The following is a 17304-nucleotide window of genomic DNA, read 5'->3' as shown; positions in this document are numbered from 1 at the left end:
GCGGCACAGCGCCGCCGCATCCGCACGGCGGATAGGCGTCTCGCGCGACGCTCCTTACCCTTGTCGGGAAAGTTACAACGACAAGGAAAGGACGATGAGCGTCGTCGACTCAACCCTCGCTACAAAAGCATCGACCGACACGCGCGCCTGGCGCGTGCTCGGCGCAAGCACCTTCGCATTCACGATCTGCTTCGCCATCTGGATGGTCTTCGCCATTCTCGGCATCCCTCTCAAAAAGCAGCTTCATCTCACCGATACCGAGTTCGGCCTCATCGCCGCGACGCCGGTGCTCACGGGTTCGTTGCTGCGCGTGCCGCTCGGCATCTGGACCGACCGTTTCGGCGGCCGCATCGTCTTTTTCTGCACGATGGCAGTCACTATCGTGCCAATCTGGCTGATCGGCTATGCCACGGAACTGTGGCAATTCCTCGTGCTCGGCTTGTTCGTCGGCGTCGCGGGCGCGTCGTTTTCAGTCGGCACGCCGTATGTCGCGCGCTGGTTCCCGAAGTCGCGTCAAGGCCTCGCGATGGGCATCTTCGGCGCGGGCAATTCGGGTGCGGCGCTGACCAAGTTCGTCGCGCCCGTGCTGATTCTCGCGGCGGGCACATGGACGATCGTGCCGAAGGTCTATTCCGTCGCGATGCTCTTCACCGCGATCGTCTTCTGGTTCGTGTCGGCATCCAATCCCGCGCATCGCAGCGCCAGCACGCAGAGTTTCGCCGCGCAGATGACCGTGCTGAAAGACCGGCGCGTGCTCCGTTACGCGCAGTACTACTCGGTCGTGTTCGGCGGCTACGTCGGCCTCGCATTGTGGATGCCGCAGTACTACGTGAATCAGTACGGCTTCGGCATTGAACAGGCCGCGTTTCTCGCCGCTTGCTTCTCGTTGCCGGGCGGCGTGCTGCGCGCGCTCGGCGGCTGGATGTCGGACCGCTTCGGCGCGTACCGCACGACCTGGATCGTCATGTGGGTCGCGCTCGCGTGCTTCTTCCTGCTGAGCTATCCGGTGACGGATTTCGTCGTCCATGCGAAAGACGGCCCGCGCACGTTCCACATCGAAATGGGACCGGTCGCCTATACGGTGCTCATGTTTGTCGTCGGCGTTGCGATGGCGGTCGGCAAGGCGTCGGTGTTCAAGTTCGTGTCGGACGAGTTCTCGACGAACATCGGCGCCGTGTCGGGCATCGTCGGCCTCGCGGGCGGACTTGCCGGCTTCCTGTTGCCGATTCTTTTTGGCTTGCTCGTCGACCTCACCGGCGTGCGTACCACCTGTTTCATGCTGATGTTCGGCGCGACCGCGGTCAGTCTCATCTGCATGCACTTCACGTTTCAACCCAAGCACTAACCATGTCTTCACGCTATCTGCTCACTCGCTGGGATCCCGAGAACGCCGCCTTCTGGCGCGCAACGGGCGAATCGGTCGCCCGCCGCAACCTCTGGATCTCGATTCCCGCGCTCGCGCTGGCGTTCGCCGTGTGGTCGCTATGGAGCGTCGTCGTCGTCAATCTCGATAAGGGTGGTTTTCACTTCACGAAGGACCAGTTGTTCTGGCTCACCGCGTTGCCTCCGCTTTCTGGCGCGACGCTGCGCATCTTCTACTCGTTTCTCGTGCCGATATTCGGCGGACGCCGCTTTACAGCGTTCTCCACCGCGAGTCTTCTGATTCCAGCGCTCGGCATGGGCTTGGCGCTGCGCGATCCGTCGACGGGCTATCCGACGCTGCTCGTTCTGGCGTTGCTGTGCGGCCTCGGCGGCGCGAATTTCAGTTCGTCGATGGCGAACATCAGCTTCTTGCGTCAATGCACATAATTGCATTGTAGGAATAATGCGCAGCCAGAAGTTATGCGGAGTCCGTCACTGTCGAAGAATGCCTTGCGAGTCGCCGAAGCGATCCGCAAGGATTCGCGGTTCGGCGAGCTACACATAATTACAACGACTCCAAGAACTGCAGGATGCGGTCCGGTGGTCGATATCGACGATTCTTTACTTGCGGCGGCTGAATCCTGTTCAACGCTTGCTCCTTCATTGTCAGATCAGCTTCCATATAGCCATGTGCTGTCGATGGGCTTTCGTGTCCCAGCCACAAAGCGATGACCGACAGGTCGACGCCTGATTGAAGTAGATGCATGGCAGTAGCATGCCGAACCAGATGAGGAGAAACACGCCGTCTGGCGAGCTGCGGACATTGGTCCTTCGCGCGGGTTACGGCAATTCTCATCCGATCGGCGACATTGGAGCGCGTCATTGTGTTTCCCGATCGATTTGGAAAGAGCCTCTGACTTGATGCATCCTGGATCTGCGGCAACCACGCCTTGATGAGCCTGGCCGTGGATCGCCATAAAGGTACTGTTCGTTCTTTGCGTCCTTTGCCAAGAATATGAACGAAAGGTGACGTACCCAGGACGACATCACTGACGCGTAGTGCCAGGATCTCCGAGACGCGCGCCCCCGTGTTATACATCGTTGCCAGCAGAACCCTGTCGCGTTGGCCCGACCAGGTGTCCGGGTCTGGCGCCGTTAACAGTTGCTGAATCTCGTCGCGTGACAGGAATCCGACCATAGGTTTATCGCAACGCTTCATCGGCACGGAGAGTGCGCGCTGTATAACGGCCAACGACGCGACGTCACGGTGTGCCGCGTACTTCAGGAACGAACGCAACGCTGCGAGTCGAACGTTACGGGTCCGCGTGCTGTTGCGCCGCTCAACCTCGAGATGTCGCAGAAAGGCCAGGATCAGCGGCGCATCCATGTCCGACAGCGTCAGATCAGTTGGGGGCCTGCCAAGGCGATCCGATGCGAACTGAAGAAACAAACGAAACGAATCGCGATAGCTCGATATCGTCTCCGGGCTCACCGCACGTTGCTGCATCAACCGTTCGACGAAGAAGTCCTGCAGAAGCGTCGCGAAGGTAGGAACCTTGCAGGCTTTAGTCATGACGTACCCCTTCGGCAAAGCACGCAAATTTTTGGCTCACGATTTCCATGAGCTCGGGAACCGCAGTCAGATACCAGTAGGTATCGCTCGGCTTCACGTGCCCCAGATATGTCGACAGCGCAATCATCCGGTTGTCGACGTTCACGCCGTCCTGATACCACTTGAGGATGCACCGGCACACGAACGTGTGGCGAAGATCATGGATTCGAGGCAACGCGTGGTCACCCCGAGAGGTCCACCCGAGTTGCTCGCGAAGCCGCCCGAACACCCAGTGCACTGTTCGGGCCTGCAACTTTCTGCCATCAAGATTCACAAAGAACGAATCGCAAGGCTCTGCGGCGACGACCAGCGCACGGCGAGCAGCGTAACGCTTCATGGCCAGAGTTACGGTAGGATGCATCGGAATGAGGCGCGATTTGTGAAACTTCGTCTCACGCACCGTGAGCGTGCGCTCGGCGAGATTCACGTCGTCTCGAGAGAGATTGATAGCTTCCGAGATACGCATGCCGGTTGCCGAAATCAAACCAAACAACGCTTCATATGTAAGCGGTCTGATCGAACCGACGGGTAACATCGCCGCCGACGCCGTGAGGAGTTCGCCGAGCTCCTGCTCCGTGTAGATGTGCGGTGCCAGACGACGATGGGCCCGCCCGCACAATTCGCGTTGCGGAACAACCGCATCGGGATAGAACTGCCTGAGATACTTCGCGAAGGGGCGCATTACCTCGATCCGACGCGCCCAGGTAATGGACCTTTCGCTCGGTGTCGAGTGTGCCCAGGCAAGGGCCAGACTTTCGGTGATCGGACCGCGGTGGTTCACCGTATCCGCGAAGCGAGCGAAGTTCATCAGCACCTGACCCGAGATCACAAGGTCGAAGCCGAGAGAGCGTCGCTCTGCGAGATACGTTTCCACCAGCGATACCATTGTGTGTGCCGATTTGACGGGACGCTTCATGATTTGCTCCCCGGCCAGGGAAGCGCCACGGCCTCTAGGTTTCGCAGGTCGATCTTCGTGTTGATCGCGGTGTTATCGATGCTCTGTTGGCGCATTACGTCAGCCACTTCTTTCAACGACGATACGGAACGAAGCAGCCGTCGGGCAACGCTGTGCCTCAGTAGATGGGTTCCAGAGCGGTCAGTCCAACCGCAACGGACATATGCGTCATGCACGGCCTTGTGGAGGCGGCCCGTTCCTAATGGAAGGTCAGCAGGTGCGTAATGGCGTACAAAGACGGCGCGGGAGGTTGTCGTTGCCCGTCGGCCTGACCGGATATAGTCGGCGATCGCTTGACCGGTCGGCTCCGGCAGCGGAATGATGTAGCCCCGCCGCGATTTGGTGCGACGGATTTGCAGCGTGCCTTCGCGCCAGTTTAAATCGTCGAGTTGGATCTGCACGACTTCCGCAGCCCGCAACCCAAGATCAGCTAGACAGCGGACCATGGCGTAATCACGCAAGCTGGCCGCAGTTTCGCGATTGAAGGAGTTCAGAAACTGCTCGATCGCGGCGTCAGAAAGCGTTTCAGGCAGCGCCGCCAACCTCCATCCAGCCACGTTTGGCACAGCTGCGATCAACTCTTCGACCTGATCGTTATATTGCATGGTCCTGAATCGCAGATAACTGCGCAACGTTACGCCCGCTACGTGAGCGGCTCCAGCATTGCATCCGTCAGGGTAGTGCGTAACGAAACGACGAATATCCTGAATCGTTACCAGCTTCATGTCTATGTGTTTTCGACCAAAGCGCTGATGCAAGAAATCGCGAATGATTCGCCCGCGCTGATATCGCGTGCATTCGGCTAGGCCGCAAACGTCCCTGAGATGGTCAGTAAAGCGACGCACCTCCTGTTGCACCGAGTCCGATTCCGCCCGCAGAAACCGCGGGACAGCGCACGCGCCCATGACGACCAGCAAATGCCGAAGTGCAGCATTTACGTCCGCCCGACCCCTTGGAATTGGATCGGGGCATGTACACCGCCGCAAATGATCGTTCACGAAGCTGCAAACAAGTCGATCGTCGACGTGAGCTACGGCAAAACGGTGGGTTGTAAGCCAATACGCAAAGTGCGCGACGCACCTTACGTAGATGTTGATGGTACGAGCTGCGTAGCCGGTATCAACGAGATATTCGCAGTAGCGCGCTGCGAAGGGAGAAAGGACGCTGCGCCACAACCACGCCTGAGGCTGCGGTCGAAGAGGAACCAAGCCGATCATGATGATTCTCCTGAATGGGTTACAACCCAAACAGGAAAGCACCTTTTTTATGTGCAGTTTCCTGCAAGCCACAGATCTCTGCAAGGCGCGTCGCACCGGTGTGCGTGACGAGCCGGACGACGCAAACTCGGCATAATTTTTAGCTGCGCATTATTTTTCCCGAAGGCGAAGAAGGGTTTCGCGACGGGCATGAACGCAGGCATCGGCAATCTGGGCGTGTCGATCGTTCAGTTCGTGACGCCGCTCGTGATCTCGGCGAGCGTGTTCGGCGCATTCGCGGGCGCAGGCCAGTCCTACGACGTGAACGGCGTCGAGCACAGCATCTGGCTGCAGAATGCGGGCTTCATCTGGGTGCCGTTCATCGTCATCTCGGCGCTCGCGGCCTGGTTCGGGATGAACGACATCGCCGATGCAAAAGCCTCGTTCGCCGAACAGGCCGTCATATTCCGGCGCAAGCACAACTGGCTCATGTGCCTGTTGTACATCGGCACGTTCGGTTCGTTCATCGGCTTTTCGGCGGGCCTCGCGTTGCTGACGAAGGCTGAGTTCCCATCGGTCAATCCCACTGCTTACGCGTTCCTCGGGCCGCTCGCTGGCGCGCTCACGCGGCCGGTCGGCGGCTGGATCTCGGATCGCCTCGGCGGCGCGCGCGTGACGCTGTGGACCTTCATCGCGATGATCGCGGCGGTGTTCGGCGTGATGGCGTTTCTGCCGCACGACGGCGCGAGCGGCAACTTCGCCGGCTTCCTCGCGATGTTCATCGCACTGTTCGCGCTGACGGGCATCGGCAACGGCTCGACCTTCCGCATGATCCCCGTGATCTTCCTGACGCAGAAGCAGCGCGAAGCCGAAGGCGAATCCGACTCGGCGAAAAAGCAGGCGCTGCACGAAGCGGGAAAAGAATCGGCGGCGGTGCTCGGCTTTGCCGGTGCAATCGGCGCGTACGGCGGCTTCTTCATTCCGCGCAGCTTTGGCACGTCGATGAGCATGACCGGCTCGCCCGACACCGCGCTCTGGTGCTTCATCGCCTTCTATGCGCTGTGCGCGGCGGTGACGTGGTTCTGCTACGCACGCCGCAATGCGGACATGCCTTGCTGAACCCTCCGGCACGCGGGGCGCGTAGTCGGGCCTCAAGTTCGTCCGCGTGCGCGGAGATAGACCTAGTCCGAAAGGAGTACGCGCACTAGTCCGTCTGATGCGCGTCGACGCCTCCTTTCGGGGAATGGGCGCGCGGCGATCGCGTCCCTACACTCGAATCAACGTATTCATGGCGGCGCATGGCCGCCACGCCCGGAGAAACGGATGAGTCACTTTCTGGATCGGCTGAAGTTCATGTCGCGCATCAAGTCCACGTTCTCGAATGGACATGGCGCGGTCGTGAACGAAGACCGCAAATGGGAAAACGGCTATCGCAGCCGCTGGCAGCACGACAAGATCGTGCGCTCCACGCATGGCGTGAACTGCACGGGCTCGTGCTCGTGGAAGGTCTACGTGAAGAACGGCCTGATCACGTGGGAAACGCAGCAGACGGATTATCCGCGCACGCGCCCCGATTTGCCGAATCACGAACCGCGCGGGTGTCCGCGCGGCGCGTCGTATAGCTGGTACGTGTATTCCGCGCAGCGCGTGAAGCATCCGATGGTTCGCGGCCGTCTCATCGAAATGTGGCGCGAAGCGCGCAAGACGCTCGATCCGGTCGCGGCGTGGGCGTCCATTTGCGAAGACCCCGTGAAGGCAAAGCGCTACAAGAGCGTGCGCGGCCTCGGCGGTTTCGTGCGCGCCGACTGGGACACCGCGAGCGAGATCATCGCGGCGGCGAATGCGTACACCATTGGCAAGTACGGGCCTGACCGCGTGATCGGTTTCTCGCCGATTCCAGCGATGTCGATGGTTTCCTATGCGGCCGGCGCGCGCTATCTGAGCCTGATCGGCGGCGCATGCCTGTCGTTCTACGACTGGTACTGTGATCTGCCGCCCGCATCGCCGCAAATTTGGGGCGAGCAGACCGACGTGCCCGAATCCGCCGACTGGTACAACTCCACGTACCTGATGGTTTGGGGCTCGAACGTGCCGCAGACGCGCACGCCCGACGCGCACTTCTACACCGAAGTGCGCTACAAGGGCACGAAGACGGTCGCGGTGTCGTCGGATTACGGCGAAATGGTGAAGTTCGGCGACATCTGGCTCGCGCCGAAGCAGGGCACGGACGCCGCGCTCGCCATGGCGATGGGCCACGTCGTGCTGAAGGAATTCCACGCGAGCGGCAAGTCAGCGTACTTCCGTGACTACGTGAAGCGCTATACCGACATGCCGATGCTCGTCGTGCTGCGCGAACACGAAGGCACGCTCGTGCCCGATCATTTCCTGCGCGCATCGCAACTGCAGAACGATCTCGACGAAGCGAACAATCCGCAATGGAAGACGCTCGTCATCGACGAGACGAGCGGCAAGATCGTCGCGCCGAACGGCACGATCGGGTTCCGCTGGGGCGAGGCGAATCACAACGACGGCGCGAAAGTCGGCCGTTGGAACCTCGAACAGAAGGACGGCGGTTCGGGTCGCGACATCGATCCGTGCCTGTCGCTGATCGACGCTCATGACGAGATTGCAGAGGTGAGCTTCCCATACTTCGGCGCGGAGCATGACGCACTGCTCGCGCGTCGCGTGCCGGTGAAGCGCATCACGCTCGCAGACGGCACGGGCGCGCGCGTTGCGACCGTGTACGACTTGCAGATGGCGAACTACGGCGTGGATCAGGGCCTCGGTGGCGCGAACGTCGCGACGTCCTATGACGACGACACCCCGTACACGCCCGCATGGCAGGAAAAGCACACGACCGTGCCACGCCGTCTCGTGATCCAGGTGGCGCGTGAGTTCGCCGACAATGCGGACCGTACGCAAGGCAAGAGCATGGTGATCGTCGGCGCAGCGCTGAATCACTGGTATCACAACGACATGATTTATCGCGGCATCATCAACCTTCTGATGATGTGCGGCTGTGTCGGCAAGAGCGGTGGCGGCTGGGCGCATTACGTCGGCCAGGAAAAGCTCCGTCCGCAATTCGGCTGGGCGCCGCTCGCGTTCGCACTCGACTGGTCCCGTCCGCCGCGCCAGATGAACGGCACGTCGTTCTTCTATAACCATACGAGCCAATGGCGTCACGAGAAAGTCGCCGTCGACGAAATTCTCGGGCCGACCGCCGACAAGTCGCGTTACGAGAATCTCTCGATGCTTGACATGAACGCGAAGTCCGAGCGCATGGGCTGGTTGCCCTCGGCGCCGCAACTCGGTGCGAATCCGCTCGATATCGTCGACGCCGCGAAGCGCGCGGGTCGCGATCCGATTGAATACACGGTGGAGCAACTCAAGTCGGGCAAGCTCGATTTCGCATGCGACGACCCCGACAATCCGGCGAACTTCCCGCGCAACATGTTCGTGTGGCGGTCGAATATTCTGGGCAGCTCCGGCAAGGGACACGAATACTTCCTGAAGTATCTTCTCGGTACGCAGAACGCGCTCTTCGGCGATGAAGCCGACGCGATCAAACCCGGCGAAGTGAACGTGCGCGACGCGGCGGAAGGCAAACTCGATCTGCTGACCGTGCTCGATTTCCGTATGAGCACGACTTGCCTCTATGGCGACATCGTGCTGCCGAGCGCGACGTTCTATGAGAAGAACGACCTCAACACGTCGGACATGCATCCGTTCATCCATCCGTTGTCAGAAGCGGTGCAACCGTTATGGGAAAGCAAGAGCGACTGGGAAATTTATAAGACCATCGCGAAGAAGTTTGCGGAAATCGGCGGAAAGCATCTCGGCACGCGCACGGACCTCGTCTGCACGCCGCTCATGCACGACACGCCGGGCGAACTTGGCCAGGCGTTCGAGCCGAAGGACTGGCGTCGCGGCGAATGTGACCTGATCCCGGGCAAGACGGCGCCCTCGATGACGGTCGTCGAGCGCGACTACACCGCGATCTACGAGAAGTTCACGTCGGTCGGTCCGCTGCTGGAGAAACTAGGGAACGGCGGCAAGGGCATCAACTGGAATACGGCGTACGAAGTCGAAGAGCTCGGGAATCTATCCGGTCAGAGCAAGGGACGTCCGCGTCTTGAGACGGCCATCGACGCCGCCGAGATGATTCTCACGTTTGCGCCTGAAACGAACGGCCACGTCGCGGTGAAGGCGTGGGAAGCGCTCTCGAAGATCACGGGACGCGATCATTCGCACCTCGCGCTCGGTCGCGAGCACGACAAGATCCGTTTCCGCGACGTTCAGGCGCAACCGCGCAAGATCATTTCCGCGCCCACATGGTCCGGGCTCGAGTCGGAAGAAGTCAGCTACAACGCGGGCTACACGAACGTTCACGAACTGATTCCATGGCGCACGCTCACGGGGCGTCAGCAGTTCTATCAGGATCACCGCTGGATGCTCGATTTCGGCGAGGGCTCGTGCGTCTACAAGCCCGCGATCGACACGAAAACCATTGCGCCGATGCTCGGTGCAAAGCCTAACGGCGAGCACGAACTGGTGCTGAATTGGATCACGCCGCACCAGAAATGGGGCATTCACTCGACGTACACGGACAACCTGCGCATGCTCACGCTGTCGCGCGGTGGCCCGCATGTGTGGGTCTCGGAAGCGGAAGCAAAGGAAGCCGGTCTCAGGGACAACGACTGGGTCGAAGTGTTCAACGTGAACGGCACGCTGACGGCGCGCGTCGTCGTCAGTCAGCGGGTGCCGCGCGGAATGTGCCTCATGTATCACGCGCAGGAAAAGATCATCAATGTGCCGGGCGCGGAGACGAGCGGCATGCGCGGCGGTATCCATAACTCGGTCACGCGCACAGTGCTCAAGCCGACGCACATGATCGGCGGATATGCGCAACAGGCTTACGGTTTCAACTATTACGGCACCGTGGGCAGCAACCGCGACGAATACGTGATCGTGCGCAAGATGAAGAAAGTCGACTGGCTCGAAGGCCCGCTGAAGGAAGGAGCAGCATCATGAAGATCCGCGCCCAGGTGGCGATGGTCCTGAATCTGGACAAGTGCATCGGCTGCCATACGTGTTCGGTGACGTGCAAGAACGTGTGGACATCGCGCGATGGCGTCGAGTACGCGTGGTTCAACAACGTCGAGACGAAGCCGGGCATCGGCTATCCGAAGCAGTGGGAGAACCAGGAGAAGTGGAACGGCGGCTGGATTCGCAAAAGCGACGGACGCCTCGAGCCGCGCCAAGGGCCCAAGCTGAAAGTGCTCGCGAACCTTTTCGCGAATCCGAATCTGCCTGCCATCGACGACTACTACGAGCCGTTTACATACGACTACGAGCGCCTGCAGAACGCGCCGCTTTCGGAAACGCCGCCCACGGCGCGCCCGGTGTCCGCGATCACGGGCAAGAAGATGGACAAGATCCATTGGGGCCCGAACTGGGAAGACGATCTCGGCGGCGAATTCGATTCGCGCGGACGCGACGCTCTGTTCGAAAACGTGCAGAAGGAGATGTACTCGACATTCGAGAACACCTTCATGATGTATCTGCCGCGACTGTGCGAGCACTGCCTGAATCCGGCATGCGTGGCGTCGTGCCCGTCGGGTTCGGTGTACAAGCGCGAAGACGATGGCATCGTGCTCGTCGATCAGGACAAGTGCCGCGGCTGGCGCATGTGCGTGTCCGGTTGCCCGTACAAGAAGATGTATTTCAACTGGAAGTCGGGCAAGGCCGAGAAGTGCGTGTTCTGTTATCCGCGTATCGAAGCGGGTGAGCCGACGGTGTGCTCGGAAACCTGCGTAGGCCGTATCCGCTATCTCGGCGTGATGCTGTACGACGCGGACCGCATTGCCGAGGCTGCGTCGGTCGAAGCGACGACGGATCTCTATCAGTCGCAACTCGATCTGTTCCTCGATCCGCACGACCCGCAAGTTCAGGCCGAAGCGCTCCGTCAGGGCATCGCGCAAAGCTGGCTCGACGCGGCGAAGCGCTCGCCGGTGTATCGCATGGCGTGCGAGTGGAAGGTCGCGTTCCCGTTGCATCCGGAATACCGCACGCTGCCTATGGTCTGGTACGTGCCGCCGCTCTCGCCGATCCAGTCGGCCGCGGATGCCGGTCACATGGGCATGAACGGCGTGATTCCGGACGTGAAGAGCTTGCGCATTCCCATGCGCTATCTCGCGAACCTGCTCACCGCCGGCGACGAGGCGCCGATCGTCTCCGCGCTGAACCGCATGCTCGCGATGCGCGCGTTCAAGCGTGCGCAGAACGTGAACAACGTGAACGATGACGCCGTGCTGAACGATGTCGGCCTCACCGCGTCGCAAGTGGAAGAGATGTATCAATTGATGGCGATCGCCAACTACGAAGACCGTTTCGTCGTGCCGTCGTCGCACAAGGAAATGGCGCAGGACAGCTTTGACGAAAAGGGCAGTTGCGGTTTCTCGTTCGGCAATTGCGGATCATCGGGGGTATCGGACGGATCGCTTTTCGGATCGCGAACGCACGGCGAAGTAAGTTACGCGGCGTTGCCGAAGTCGCGCAAGAAGGCACTGCAGGAAGGCTGACCGAGGATCACACATGTCGCTCTATTCCATACTTTCCGCGCTGCTCGATTATCCCGAGCCCGCGCTTCTTGACGCGCTGCCAGAAATCGAAGCCGCGTTGCACGATGACGCGCTGCCAGAAATCGAAGCCGCGTTGCACGACTGGCCGCAGGCCCAAACGCGCCTTGCACCGCTCATCGCGTCGCTGAAGCGTCCGCTGATCGAAGTGCAACTTACATACGTGGCCACGTTCGACCGCAATCCGTCGCATTCGCTGCATCTGTTCGAACACGTTCATGGCGAAAGCCGCGATCGCGGTCAGGCGATGGTCGATCTGCTCGACGAGTATCGCGGTCTCGGCCTCGATATCGAATCGAACGAACTGCCCGACTACGTGCCGCTTTTTCTCGAAGCGCTGGGCGCGATCGAGCCGGCCCGCGCGCAGTCGCTGCTCAATGACGCCATTCATGTGCTCGATGCCATCGGTGAACGTCTCGCGCGCAATGAGAGCCCGTATTCGACGGTTTTCGCGGTGTTGCGCGAGCTCGCGACGGTCGAGCCGCGTCCGCTCACGCAGCCGCCCGTGCGCGACATGGACGAAATGCTCGAAACCTTCGGTCCCGGCGCGGACGGCGTCGAGCCGCTGCTCGCACCGCACATGCGCCAGGATACGCAGACCATTCGCTTTCATCCGCGCGGCGCAATGACTGCCGGCGCGGCCGCTCTTGCCGCAAAGGACGCACGATGAACATGCTCAACTCCTTCTTTTTCGGTATCTATCCGTATATCGCCGCCAGCATCTTTCTCTTCGGCAGCTTCGTGCGTTTCGAACGCGAGCAATATTCGTGGAAGGCGGATAGCACCCAACTCGTCGATCGCGGCAATCTCAGACTTGGCAACATCTTGTTTCACGTCGGGATTCTCGGGCTGTTCTTCGGGCATCTCGTCGGCCTGCTCACGCCGGTCGCCGTATGGGACGCGCTCGGCGTCGAGCATAGCGTCAAGCAGGTATTCGCAATGATCGCTGGGGGTGTAATGGGCACGTTATGCCTCGCAGGCTTGCTGATCCTGCTGCATCGACGCTTGACGAGCGCGCGCCTGTCCGCCGTGACGAAAGTCGGCGACCGCGTGTTGTTGCTGTGGATCTTGATCACGCTGCTCCTGGGTCTATCGACGATTGGCGTATCGGCCGGTCACATGGACGGCTCGATGATGGTGCGGCTCATGACCTGGGCCCAGCACATCTTCACGTTCAGAGCCGATGCCGCGCACTATGTCGCAGATGCGCCGCTGCTCTTCCGTATACATTTGTTCATGGGCATGAGTCTCTTCGTGATATTCCCGTTCACGCGTCTCGTGCATGTGTGGAGCGGCTTCGCTTCGCTCGGCTATCTTGGGCGGGCCTGGCAATTGGTCCGCAGCCGCTGATTCCCTTGATCGAGAAGCATGTTCCTGTCGTCGTTTCGCGAACGTCTAACCACACGCATCGTCACGCTGTCGATGGTGTCGCTGGTTCTCGTGCTCGCGATGATCGGCGGGACACTCTGGCTCTCATGGCAACTGCAGGGTGCAGGCGCCGCGATCAACGACGCAGGCAGCCTGCGCATGCGCGCGAACGCAGTCGCAATTGCGCTATTGAAGGGTGAAAAGGCGCCATCGCCGTTGCTGCAACTGCAGATCGAGCAGATGAACGCAACGCTCGACCGCCTGCGTAAAGGCGATCCAGCGCGCCCGCTCTTCCTTCCAGACGATGTCGATGTGCGCCGACAGTTCGATCACGTCGCGAACGCGTGGCATTCGCGACTCGAACCCGATGTTCGCGAGGGCATGGCGAGCGCAGACCCACAGGCGGTGGCGCGCTATCTGCTGCAATTGCGCACTTTCGTCACTGGCGCCGACGACCTCGTCGGCTTGATCGAGCGGGAGAACGCACGCAAGACCGCGTGGCTGCGCACGTCGCAGATGGCGCTTGCGGCGATGGCGTGTATCGGCACCGCGGCGATCGTCTATTTGCTCTTCTTGTGGATCGTCGTGCCCGTTCAGCGCTTGCAGGACGGGCTTGCGCGCATCGAGGCACGCGAGTTCGATGCGCGTCTGCCCGTCGAAACGCAGGACGAGTTCGGACATCTTGCCGCGGGCTTCAATCGCATGGCCGCGGAATTGCAGACGCTCTATCGCGACCTTGCGGGCCGGGTCGAAGCGAAGACCGCCGAGCTGGCCGCGCAGAACCGCGAACTGACGGCCCTTTATGAAATGGCGGCGTTCGTGAATCAGCCGAATGACGTCGATGCGCTGTGCCGAGGCTTTCTTGCACGCCTCATGCGTCAATTCGACGCCGACGGCGCGGCGGTTCGTCTCTTCACCGAAGATGGTCAAGTGCGTCTGATCGGCTCGGAAGGATTGCCGGCCGCGCTGCTTCAGGATGAAAGTTGCTTCGCCGCAGACGCCTGCGCATGCGCGCAGCGTTCATGCCAACGCGCGGGTTTCGCGAGCGTCGCGGCGTTCAGCATCGTTTCGCAAGGCGAGAAGCTCGGCGCGTTCTCGCTGCACTTCGGCGGCGAGCGGACTATTCCCGCAACCGAAGCGCACTTGCTCGAAACACTCGGCACGCACTTCGGCACAGCGCTCAAGAACCGACGGCTTGCGGCATTGGCGCGGCAGCTTGCGGTGTCGGAGGAGCGAAATCTCGTTGCGCAGGGCTTGCATGACAGCATCGCGCAAAGCCTGAACTTCATGAAGATGCAGGTACATCTTCTGGATGCGGCCACGCGCGAAGAACGCATGGACGAAATCCGCGAAATCGTGCCTATGCTTACGGGCGGATTGGCGGAAAGCTACGACGACGTTCGGGAACTCCTGATGAATTTCCGCACTAGGCTCGGCACCGGCGATCTGAGGCGGGCGGTAAACGAATCCGTCGAACGCTTTGGCATGCAAACGGGCATTGCGCCATCGCTCGATTATCGGGAGGAAGGCGGCTTGCCTTTGCCGCCGGATCAGCAGTTGCAAGTGCTTTTCATTTTGCAGGAGGCGCTGTCGAACATTCGCAAACACGCGGAAGCTCAGCGCGTTTTCGTGACGATCGTCAATGGTCGTGACTTTAGCCTCCTTGTCGAAGATGATGGTCAGGGCTACGATCCAAAGGAGATGGCCGTCCTTGGCGAGACGCATGTCGGCTTTCATATCATGCGCGAGCGCGCGCAAAGGCTCGGCGCAATTCTGCGGCTGACCGGAGCGCCAGCATGCGGGGCGCGCGTCGAACTCGTCTTGCCCGCCCCGGCGCGTCAGGCTGTCTGAATATGGTCACGCGCGCTCGCTTCGAGAGTTGCTTCGAGTTGTGTCATGACCATCCGCATTCTGTTGATCGACGACCACGCGTTATTTCGCTCAGGCGTTCACGCGCTCCTGCAACGGCAGTCAGACTTCGAAGTCGTCGGCGAAGCGTCCGACGGGCTCGAAGGTCTCAAGCGCGCCAAGCAATTTCGCCCGGACGTGATTTTGCTCGATCTCAACATGCCCGGACTATCCGGCCTCGAAACGCTCAAGTTGCTCGTGCAGGACGTACCGGAAACGGCGGTCGTCATGCTGACCGTATCCGAAGATCTCGACGAACTTTCATTGGCATTGCGCGATGGCGCGTGCGGCTATCTGCTCAAGAGCATCGAAACGGAGACGCTCGCAAGCGCGATCCGCAAGGCGGCGGGGGGCCAGCCCGTCATCGCGGACGACATGACGGCGAAGTTCATCGCAAGCATGCGTGCACCGAAGGCCGCGCCGGTTCCCGCTCCAGCGGTCGCCGCCGATCCACTCACTACGCGCGAGCGCGACATCATGCGCGAACTGTCGCACGGTGCAAGCAACAAGGAAATCGCGCGCTCGCTGATGCTCGCGGAAAGCACGGTGAAGATCCACGTGCGCAACATTTTGCGCAAGCTCAATCTCACGAGCCGCGTGCAGGTCGCGATCTACGCGGTCGGGCACGATGCGGTGCAGGCAACGGAAGCCGTTTGAACGGTCGTCGCGCTGCATCGAAGCTCGGATCACATCAAGCTGTACACCATGAATTCACATCAAACTGATTTGCCCATGACCTCTCACGATCATTCTTTCGCGCCGCTCACGATTCGCGGCCGCAATCTGCTGCCGATCGTGCAGGGCGGCATGGGCGTCGGCATTTCCGCGCATCGGCTCGCGGGCAGCGTCGCGCGAGAAGGCGCGGTCGGCACCATCGCGAGCATCGACTTGCGTCATCATCACGAAGACTTGCTCGCCATTTGCCGCGAAGACCACTCGCGGCCGACGCTCGAGCGCGCCAACCTCATCGCGCTCGCGCGCGAGATCAAGTCGGCGCGCGAGTTGTCGCAAGGACGCGGCATGATCGCCGTGAACGTGATGAAAGCCGTGAGCGCGCACGCCGATTACGTGCGCGTGGCGTGCGAAGAGGGCGCCGATGCCATCGTGATGGGCGCGGGCCTGCCGCTCGACTTGCCCGATCTCACGCAAGGTTGCGATATCGCGCTCATTCCGATTCTCTCCGATAGCCGCGGCGTCACGCTCGTCCTCAAGAAATGGATGAAGAAAGGCCGCTTGCCCGACGCCATCGTGATCGAGCATCCCGGACACGCGGGTGGCCATCTCGGCGTCGCGGACGTCGCCGATATGAACGACGAGCGCTTCGGCTTCGAGCGCGTTCTGAAGGAACTCGATGCATCGTTTGCGGCGCTCGGACTCAAGCGCGAAGACGTGCCGGTGATCGTCGCGGGCGGCATCAACAGCCATGAAGCCGTGCGCAAGTGGCTCACGGCCGGCGCCAACGGCGTGCAGGTCGGCACGCCGTTCGCCGTCACCGAGGAGGGCGACGCGCATCCGGAGTTCAAGCGCGTGCTGGTCGAGGCGGAGCCCGAAGATATCGTCGAGTTCATCAGCGTGACCGGCCTGCCCGCGCGCGCCGTCAAGACGCCGTGGCTCATGCGCTATCTGCGTAACGAAGAACGCATTCGAACGAAAATCGGCGCGCGCAAACAGACGTGTCCGTCGGCGCTCGAATGCCTGAGCGCGTGCGGCTTGCGCGATGGCATCGAGAAATTCGGGCATTTCTGCATCGATACGCGGCTTGCCGCGGCATTGCGGGGCGACGTCGGCAATGGACTGTTCTTCCGCGGGCGCGAAAAACTGCCGTTCGGCGCAGCGATCCGCAACGTGCGCGATCTGATCGAACTCCTGTTGACGGGCGCGACGAAATCGTCCCCGGCGGCGTGCTGAGAAGCGGAAACATCGTGTTTCGCTGCGAGCCGTGACCGATCGTCCCGTTCCTATTGGCTCGGAACGGGGCCGATCTTAGGCTTGATGCCGATTGGCTCGCACGCCGCAATCCACGGAGTACCGCACGATGTCGAAGCGCTTTCCCCTGAACCCAAAGCATCCCGAGCGCAATTGCTGGGGTTGCGATCACTATTGCGCGACGGACGCCATGCGTTGCGGAAACGGTTCGAGCCGGACGCAGCATCCGGCCGAGTTGCTTGGCGAAGACTGGTACGAGCAAGGCGATTGGGGCCTCGAAATCGCCGACAACGCCAAGTCGATTCAACCGTCCGTCGCCAAAGCGCGCTGAATCGCGAC

General features: G+C 61.0%; 12 protein-coding genes and 2 pseudogenes. 11 read left to right on the top strand and 3 right to left on the bottom strand.

Annotated elements, in window-relative coordinates; translation table 11 throughout:
- The first annotated feature begins 94 nt into the window (after window positions 1–94).
- The gene (locus tag QCE49_RS24425) at window positions 95–1345 is read left to right on the top strand and encodes a nitrate/nitrite transporter (RefSeq protein WP_250441232.1); all 1251 of its coding nucleotides are present in this window, start codon (window positions 95–97) and stop codon (window positions 1343–1345) included.
- A gap of 2 nt (window positions 1346–1347) precedes the next feature.
- A pseudogene (locus tag QCE49_RS24420) lies at window positions 1348–1791 on the top strand (nitrate/nitrite transporter); the annotation flags it as partial.
- Window positions 1792–1927: 136 nt separating this feature from the next.
- Here QCE49_RS24420 and QCE49_RS24415 read toward each other — a convergent pair.
- Genes QCE49_RS24415 through QCE49_RS24405 form a run of 3 tightly spaced genes read right to left on the bottom strand, consistent with a single transcriptional unit; the run spans window position 1928 to window position 4654 of the window.
- On the bottom strand, window positions 1928–2935 hold the full coding sequence (locus QCE49_RS24415; RefSeq protein ID WP_239295058.1) for a tyrosine-type recombinase/integrase: 1008 nt from the start codon (window positions 2933–2935) through the stop codon (window positions 1928–1930).
- Window positions 2928–3890 (bottom strand): tyrosine-type recombinase/integrase, encoded by a 963-nt coding sequence (locus QCE49_RS24410; protein ID WP_239295057.1) that lies wholly within the window; start codon window positions 3888–3890, stop codon window positions 2928–2930. Before QCE49_RS24410 ends, QCE49_RS24415 begins: the two co-directional genes overlap by 8 nt.
- A complete protein-coding gene (locus tag QCE49_RS24405) occupies window positions 3887–4654 on the bottom strand; it encodes a tyrosine-type recombinase/integrase (protein WP_309806531.1) in 768 nt (255 codons plus the stop codon). The genes QCE49_RS24410 and QCE49_RS24405 overlap by 4 nt, the downstream gene beginning before the upstream one ends.
- Before the next feature lie 639 nt (window positions 4655–5293).
- On the opposite strand from QCE49_RS24405, the pseudogene QCE49_RS24400 reads away from it, so the two are divergent.
- The 9 genes and pseudogenes from QCE49_RS24400 to QCE49_RS24360 form a co-directional block, all read left to right on the top strand.
- Window positions 5294–6244, top strand: a pseudogene (locus QCE49_RS24400) (MFS transporter); the annotation flags it as partial.
- 204 nt (window positions 6245–6448) lie between these two features.
- Window positions 6449–10156 (top strand): nitrate reductase subunit alpha, encoded by a 3708-nt coding sequence (locus QCE49_RS24395; protein WP_250458178.1) that lies wholly within the window; start codon window positions 6449–6451, stop codon window positions 10154–10156.
- A complete protein-coding gene (gene narH / locus QCE49_RS24390) occupies window positions 10153–11706 on the top strand; it encodes a nitrate reductase subunit beta (RefSeq protein WP_250458177.1) in 1554 nt (517 codons plus the stop codon). The genes QCE49_RS24395 and narH overlap by 4 nt, the downstream gene beginning before the upstream one ends.
- Before the next feature lie 13 nt (window positions 11707–11719).
- Window positions 11720–12433 carry a nitrate reductase molybdenum cofactor assembly chaperone gene (narJ, locus tag QCE49_RS24385; RefSeq protein ID WP_250458176.1) on the top strand — a complete coding sequence of 238 codons (714 nt, stop codon included), beginning with the start codon at window positions 11720–11722 and terminating at the stop codon, window positions 12431–12433.
- Window positions 12430–13113, top strand: coding sequence for a respiratory nitrate reductase subunit gamma (gene narI, locus QCE49_RS24380; RefSeq protein ID WP_008349085.1), 684 nt, complete (start codon window positions 12430–12432; stop codon window positions 13111–13113). The genes narJ and narI overlap by 4 nt, the downstream gene beginning before the upstream one ends.
- Window positions 13114–13131: 18 nt before the next feature.
- Window positions 13132–14982: a type IV pili methyl-accepting chemotaxis transducer N-terminal domain-containing protein gene (locus tag QCE49_RS24375; RefSeq protein ID WP_008349083.1), complete on the top strand. Its 1851-nt coding sequence runs from the start codon at window positions 13132–13134 to the stop codon at window positions 14980–14982.
- Window positions 14983–15027: 45 nt separating this feature from the next.
- Entirely contained in the window at window positions 15028–15696 is a 669-nt protein-coding gene (locus QCE49_RS24370) for a response regulator transcription factor (protein ID WP_250458175.1), read from the top strand.
- Window positions 15697–15771: 75 nt separating this feature from the next.
- Entirely contained in the window at window positions 15772–16947 is a 1176-nt protein-coding gene (locus QCE49_RS24365) for a nitronate monooxygenase family protein (protein ID WP_250458174.1), read from the top strand.
- 127 nt (window positions 16948–17074) lie between these two features.
- Complete coding sequence (locus QCE49_RS24360) at window positions 17075–17296, top strand: DUF3079 domain-containing protein (RefSeq protein WP_008349074.1); 222 nt, start codon at window positions 17075–17077, stop codon at window positions 17294–17296.
- Window positions 17297–17304 lie beyond the last annotated feature (8 nt).

The organism is Caballeronia sp. LZ008, from assembly GCF_031451435.1.
Taxonomy (GTDB): domain Bacteria; phylum Pseudomonadota; class Gammaproteobacteria; order Burkholderiales; family Burkholderiaceae; genus Caballeronia; species Caballeronia zhejiangensis.
The sequence above is the reverse complement of the archived record's forward strand: the minus strand, read 5'-3'. Positions and strand labels throughout refer to the sequence as shown.